We start from the raw sequence: 5,509 nt of genomic DNA on the forward strand, positions 1-5,509 counted from the left end.
GATAAGCTAGACCCTTTGGAGGTGACGACGGCGCACAAATGGGCAGATGATAGCCCTCTCACCACTCCTACTTCCGAGACAGCCCCTTAAACGAACTCGCTCGCAGCAAGCCTTCCGACGTGATGTCGCGGTACTCGACATCGGCGACGAAGGTCGGCTCGACCCATGTGGCCTTGGGCTTCCTGATCGGCTTGGTGAGTTTGGACTTTGGACTGATGACCGTATCAAGCTGCTTCCTGATCTGGCTTGATACCGTGCGAGACCATCCGGTGCCGACCTTGCCCATATAAACCAAGTCCTTGCCTTCCTTCTTGCCGAGGTAGAGCGCAGCTACACCGCTTGGATCTTTGATAAATCCGACGACAGGAAACTTCTCTCGCTGGACGGTCTTGACCTTCACCCATGCTTCGCCGCTCCGACTTGTAGGGAGCATCGGCACGTTTGGAGATGATACCTTCCCAGTTCAGCTTCGCGGCGTGCTCGAACATTTTCTGTCCGTCCCCGGTGAGGTGTTCGGAGTAAAGCACCGGAAGCTCAATGTCGTTTTCGCCGACCAGGTCCAGCAGCAACTGCTTGCGCTCGATCTGCGGAAGTTTGCGAAGGTCGCCATTCCTCCAGAGGAGGTCGAAGGCGTAATAGACCAGCCGGCCCTGCCTGCCGGCGGCTAGCTCTGCCTGAAGTCCGGAGAAGTTGGTTCGACCTTCATGGGTGACGACGACTTCGCCGTCGATGATTGCTTCGCCGGGGATGGCCAGCGCGCCGGCAATCTCGGTAAAGCGTTTCGTCCAATCCAGTCCGTTGCGGGTGAAGACCTTCTTCCTTCCCCGGTTCAGATGCAACTGAACGCGGTATCCGTCATACTTGATCTCGTGAAGCCATTGGTCGCCCTTCGGCGCTTTGGACTTCAACGTTGCCAGCTGGGGCTTAATGAAGCCCGGCATGGAAATACGCTTCGACACAACGCAAACTCAAAAATAAAAGAAAATGCCCGCCGGGCTTGGAGGGCCACGGCGAGCATTCTTACCGACTTCGCAGGAAACTCGAACAATCAGGGGAAGTGATCGCCCCTGCCACTACCTATGCTCTGGCGATCAAGCGGCGGGAGCTAGGCCAATCGCGCGGTGAATGGCATCCAGTAAGGTATCTTGCGAGAAAGGTTTCCCGACAAACAATCGGCCTTTTAGCTCGGGCGGCATGGTTTGCTCGGTGTATCCACTGACTAAAACAATCGGGACGCCTCGTTTATCGAGGATATGGACTACCGGGGTTATAAGAGAGCCCGCGACATTGACGTCGAGAAGGGCCAGATCGAACGTCCGCGTCTCAGCTAATGACCTGGCCGCTTCGATGTTTGCAGCCTCCGACACATCCAAGTATCCAAGCTCCTCTACAATTTCGGCCAACATCATCCTGATCAGGGTTTCGTCCTCGACCAGCAGTGTGGAGATTGTGCGCATGAGGGGCCCCGACTAGTCGCCGACTGATTAGTCTTCTGTCTTCACATCGGGCGGCTTGATGCTGACCGGCAACGGAGCCTCGCCGACCTGATCCTTCAGATCGGCGGCGGCGTCCACCAGCCGACCGGCTAATGCGGGATCAGAGGACACCTTCGCCATTTTTAGGAGTGTAGCCGCCGCTTTGCGGGCATGGAAGTGACTTTCAGACATAGTTCCCCAATAGACTTACGCGCAACTGTTGGAGTTCGCAGAACGCCCGAATGGGAGCCGTCCGTTCCGCAGCCGCGTTCGAAATATTGCGCAAAAGTCCTTCAGGGGATGTCATCGCTCCTGCTACCACCTCCGAGGTAATCCCGTTACAATCCACGCTGCGAGCTAAGTCTGCAAGCAGTGGTTGCCATTTTTTCCCGAATACGGTTAGAATGGTGTCAAAGATCGCCCCGGGGGGACACCGATGGCGCTGACCAAGTACTGCTTCTACGTAATAGGAGCGCATGAGGGAATTTTAGGCCGGATCGACTTACTTTGCGAAGACGACAACGCGGCGAAAGAGCGCGCGGAGCATCTTCTTGGAGAGCACGCGATTGAGCTCTGGCACAGCGATGTGTTGCTGGAGAGATTCGATCCAATGCAATAGCGGCCAACCCTTCGTTGCACGGCCTTGATGCTTGCCGATTGCCAGTTTTTCCCAAAAAAATCCTCTGAGCGTCATCTACCAGACAGACACACAGATCAAGGAGTGCTCTACTATCCACATTTCAGCGCCAGTAATTATTTCGAAGTTAGCCCGGCCTCATTGCCGGGCTTTTCGCTGTCAAAGTGCCCGAATTATTCGGGCGAAGGCACATCTCCCTTCCTGCCACCACCAATGCTGTAGGGCTTGTTGAGGAAGTATTCACGGTTGGCGAGCGCCTTCTCCGCGTACTGGTCGATAGCGACCGTGATGGCCTGGACGTGCTGGGTAGCACCAGCCTTCCCGCGTTGCCAATTGGCGAACTTCGGCCAGCGCCTTGATGAACGGCGGTGGGTTCGGGTCGTCTTGGAAGTGCTTCACCATTTCCGGCACCCAAGACTTTTCCTTCGGTCGGACCGGGCTGCGCCTTCTTCAGTCGGTTGCGCTCTGCACACAGCGTGTCGATGTTATTCAACATACAATCCAGCAAAGCTTCGGCAGATGCCTTGGAAATGCCGGCTCTTTGCAGTTGCCTGATCTCGCCGCGCTGGCGGTGGACCTGCGTGCGCATACGTTCGATCTCAGCCCGAACGAATTCGATAGTCTGCATGGTGCGCCCGTGGTGGAAGTGAGTTGGCGCCATAAGAACAAACAAGGCGGCTCTTTCTAACTGCACGGCGCCGGAACAGCCCTCTCGCCACTCCTATGAACATCAATTCTTTGCCGCAGATGATCAACCAGCAGGTCAGCGCCGATCGTCAGGCAGCCGCTATGTCCCCCAGGTACCTGAAGCACTTCGACGTGAGAGCTGAGATGCCGCCACGCCCGGCCGTCATGTTCGGCCGCGTAGAATGTCACGGGGACATCGAGCGGTGCCGGAAGATATTGCGCCATTGCGATTGAATAAGCGTCCCACAGCGCGGGCAGAAACTTGCCCTCGACGATCACATTCCGCTCGTGACGCCACGCATTGGCGTATCGCTCCAGCCGCGCCATTTGCTCGTACATCCAGCGCAGAAGGTGAGGCGAAGCTATAGGCTTCATCAGACCGATGATCGCCCGCGACGCTGGACGGGCCGCGACGGTCGGTGGATCGACCATCGCAACCAGATCAACCCTGTGGCCGGCCGCCATCAGCAGACGCGCTGCTTCGAACGCCACCATGGCGCCGTTGCATTTGCCGCCCAGGAGGAAAGGACCGCTGGTCTGCCTCTCCAGAATATGCGGCAGGCGGTCGGCGGCCATCGCCTCGATCGACGGCGGAACCGGCTCCCCACGGAGACCATGGGGATCAATGGAGATGATCGGATAATCGGCCCCAAAAAGCTCCACCATTCGCCGCATACCCTCATGGCCGCTGAGGATATCTCCATTGAAGAAGTACAGCGGACGCCGATGGCCACCGGCACTGAACTCGAAGAACGGCGTCGCTTGCGCTCCCGTCTGCATGGCGATCTTGGGGGCAAGTTGCCGGATCGTTTCTGCCCCGAACAGGATCGTTTCCGGTACGGGTTGGCCGATGAGTCGCTCGACCTCGATGAGCATTTCCATCGCCAGCAGGGAGTCGCCACCGCGCGCAAAGAAATCATCGTCGATCGTCACGGTCCCGGACTTGAGCAGCCTGCGCCACAGGATCAGCAATTCAGCTTCCAGATCCAATGTCGCTTTTTTCACCGCAGGTAGAGGCTTCGTCGCCCGATGATCTACGTCGAGCGCCTCACGCAGCCGTCGCCGTTGGACCTTTCCCGTCGCCCCCTTTGGCAGCCGGTCGAGGAACAGAATGTGCCGCGGAATCTTGAACGAGGCCAACTCGCGCTGCAGGAACTGGCGAAGCTCCGCAGGTGTCGTCTGCGCGCCAGAATGGGGAATGACGGCGGCCGCGACGTCATCGCCAAGGCGTGGGTGCGGGATCGCGAAGGCGGCGGCTTCGGCTACGGCCGGATGGCGTAGCAGCGCGGATTCCACCTCAGCAGGGGCGATCTTCTCACCCCCGCGGTTGATTACTTCGCTCCGGCGCCCGTGCAGGGCCGGGAAGCCGTCTCCGTCGAGGCTGCCGACAGTCCCTGGCCTGTTCGGCCCGAATGTGAATTTGGCTTCAGCCTCTGTGCCGTCGCGCATTAGATGGTTCCACTTGACTACTCCCCCAAAACGAGAATCAACTTATCGGGAAAAAGTGACAACTGGGCGCGAAGGCAATAAGGCGTGGTACTCCTTTATTTCCCTGCGGCAATTTGGCGAAGTCCAGGGAACAATCGGCATGGCGGAGCGTGCGTTCACTGCGTGTTCATCTGCAAATTCTTAACAGGCGCTCAGAGGCGCTTATAGGGAGGGTGGACGCTATGTCGAATGCCCGGGACGGCTTCGATGCCATTGGCGTAGTGGTCGATTGGATCGACGCCTGCAAGCAGCGTCGGCTAGATGATTTACTAGACCTTTACGATGTTGCGGCCACCGTTGAATGATGCGAAGGCGGAAGCTTTCGAGGTCGATCCGAAATGGAACGGTACTGGCGCCCGCGGTTGGCGAGAGCGGTGACCGGTGCTTTTGAGATCGATGCGCTGTTCCCAGAAGCAGATGGCGTGACACTCGATTATCGGGGGTACGACGGCGTGCCTGTGCGGACGCATTTCCGCTTCAAAAGCACGGGCAAAATTAGCCTTACCGCCTGCGCTCCTATCAGAGCGGCTGCCTAGAGAGGTCGCGTTCCTAGTCTAAAGTCAGGAAAAACTGGCAAGGGAGAGCTTCAGTGTCGATCGAAAAGCTATTTCGGGAAAAGGCGCTTGCAGCTGAACAACGAGCCTCGGAGATCTCGGATCGGGACGTGAAGCAGGAGGGGGAGGAGATCGCAATTGAATGGCATACGCTGGCAAGTTTCGCATGGCGCGTGCCTTCCGACCCGGATCATCTGGAGTAAACCCATTCAACCGAGTGTAGTTTCCGAACAAGGAGGTACGGGGTCGTCACAGGAGATGCCGCAATTCTATTTGAGCGAAGACAACGCAAGTTCGGTGCGTCGTTGCAACCAATCGCGGCGGACAACGCAAGTCATCACCATTTCTGGTTTAGACCCTTTGACCGGCAGCTTGGCGTCCTTCACCGGCATCGTGGAAAAGGTGGAGATCAATCAGATACCAAGCAGAAGCGCTTTTTGGTTACGATCACGAACGAGGCTCCAGACTGACTTATCTGCAGGTCCATAAAAGAAGGCGGAGATCAAATGAACCACCGCTTCTCATTCTCGATATTCACGATTGAGATTAACGACAGGCCAACTCTTGCGTTACGGCTATGGATCACAAGCCGACGCTCGGGGCCCATGCGAGTTGGTCCGCTCCACCCCGGAAAGCAGACGTCGGTGAACCGATCTGCCATGTCGGCC

General features: G+C 57.5%; 8 protein-coding genes. 3 read left to right on the plus strand and 5 right to left on the minus strand.

All coding sequences use genetic code 11. The features are described 5' to 3' along the window. Nucleotides 1-67: 67 nt before the first annotated feature. The 4 genes from CQ12_RS45940 to CQ12_RS41745 all read right to left on the minus strand — a co-directional run bounded on the left by CQ12_RS45940 (nucleotide 68) and on the right by CQ12_RS41745 (nucleotide 1,667). A complete protein-coding gene (locus tag CQ12_RS45940) occupies nucleotides 68-286 on the minus strand; it encodes an ATP dependent DNA ligase (RefSeq protein WP_245309718.1) in 219 nt (72 codons plus the stop codon). Next, nucleotides 225-959 (minus strand): ATP-dependent DNA ligase, encoded by a 735-nt coding sequence (locus CQ12_RS03720; protein WP_245309719.1) that lies wholly within the window; start codon nucleotides 957-959, stop codon nucleotides 225-227. Before CQ12_RS03720 ends, CQ12_RS45940 begins: the two co-directional genes overlap by 62 nt. 132 nt (nucleotides 960-1,091) lie before the next feature. Then, nucleotides 1,092-1,457 (minus strand): response regulator, encoded by a 366-nt coding sequence (locus CQ12_RS03725; RefSeq protein ID WP_057834020.1) that lies wholly within the window; start codon nucleotides 1,455-1,457, stop codon nucleotides 1,092-1,094. 27 nt (nucleotides 1,458-1,484) lie between these two features. Beyond that, nucleotides 1,485-1,667 carry a hypothetical protein gene (locus tag CQ12_RS41745; protein ID WP_083519118.1) on the minus strand — a complete coding sequence of 61 codons (183 nt, stop codon included), beginning with the start codon at nucleotides 1,665-1,667 and terminating at the stop codon, nucleotides 1,485-1,487. Nucleotides 1,668-1,911: 244 nt separating this feature from the next. On the opposite strand from CQ12_RS41745, the gene CQ12_RS43340 reads away from it, so the two are divergent. Further along, nucleotides 1,912-2,094: a hypothetical protein gene (locus CQ12_RS43340; RefSeq protein WP_157087987.1), complete on the plus strand. Its 183-nt coding sequence runs from the start codon at nucleotides 1,912-1,914 to the stop codon at nucleotides 2,092-2,094. A 376-nt stretch (nucleotides 2,095-2,470) separates the two neighbouring features. Further along, nucleotides 2,471-2,800 (plus strand): hypothetical protein, encoded by a 330-nt coding sequence (locus CQ12_RS43345; RefSeq protein ID WP_057834022.1) that lies wholly within the window; start codon nucleotides 2,471-2,473, stop codon nucleotides 2,798-2,800. On the opposite strand, the gene CQ12_RS03740 is transcribed toward CQ12_RS43345, so the two are convergent. Continuing rightward, complete coding sequence (locus CQ12_RS03740) at nucleotides 2,797-4,248, minus strand: AMP-binding enzyme (RefSeq protein WP_063799668.1); 1,452 nt, start codon at nucleotides 4,246-4,248, stop codon at nucleotides 2,797-2,799. The two genes, CQ12_RS43345 and CQ12_RS03740, sit on opposite strands and share 4 nt — an antisense overlap. Nucleotides 4,249-4,876: 628 nt before the next feature. Here CQ12_RS03740 and CQ12_RS43350 point away from each other — a divergent pair. Further along, nucleotides 4,877-5,044 (plus strand): hypothetical protein, encoded by a 168-nt coding sequence (locus tag CQ12_RS43350; RefSeq protein ID WP_157087988.1) that lies wholly within the window; start codon nucleotides 4,877-4,879, stop codon nucleotides 5,042-5,044. The last annotated feature ends 465 nt before the right edge of the window (nucleotides 5,045-5,509 follow it).

Origin of the sequence: Bradyrhizobium jicamae (genome assembly GCF_001440395.1) — a bacterium.
GTDB classification, from domain to species: domain Bacteria; phylum Pseudomonadota; class Alphaproteobacteria; order Rhizobiales; family Xanthobacteraceae; genus Bradyrhizobium; species Bradyrhizobium jicamae.

Bases quoted from the DNA above. Each gene is read 5' to 3' on its own strand.
- CQ12_RS45940 (WP_245309718.1), bottom strand. From the start codon at position 286: ATGGGCAAGGTCGGCACCGGATGGTCTCGCACGGTATCAAGCCAGATC.
- CQ12_RS03725 (WP_057834020.1), bottom strand. From the start codon at position 1,457: ATGCGCACAATCTCCACACTGCTGGTCGAGGACGAAACCCTGATCAGG.
- CQ12_RS41745 (WP_083519118.1), bottom strand. From the start codon at position 1,667: ATGTCTGAAAGTCACTTCCATGCCCGCAAAGCGGCGGCTACACTCCTA.
- CQ12_RS43340 (WP_157087987.1), top strand. From the start codon at position 1,912: ATGGCGCTGACCAAGTACTGCTTCTACGTAATAGGAGCGCATGAGGGA.
- CQ12_RS43345 (WP_057834022.1), top strand. From the start codon at position 2,471: ATGAACGGCGGTGGGTTCGGGTCGTCTTGGAAGTGCTTCACCATTTCC.
- CQ12_RS03740 (WP_063799668.1), bottom strand. From the start codon at position 4,248: ATGCGCGACGGCACAGAGGCTGAAGCCAAATTCACATTCGGGCCGAAC.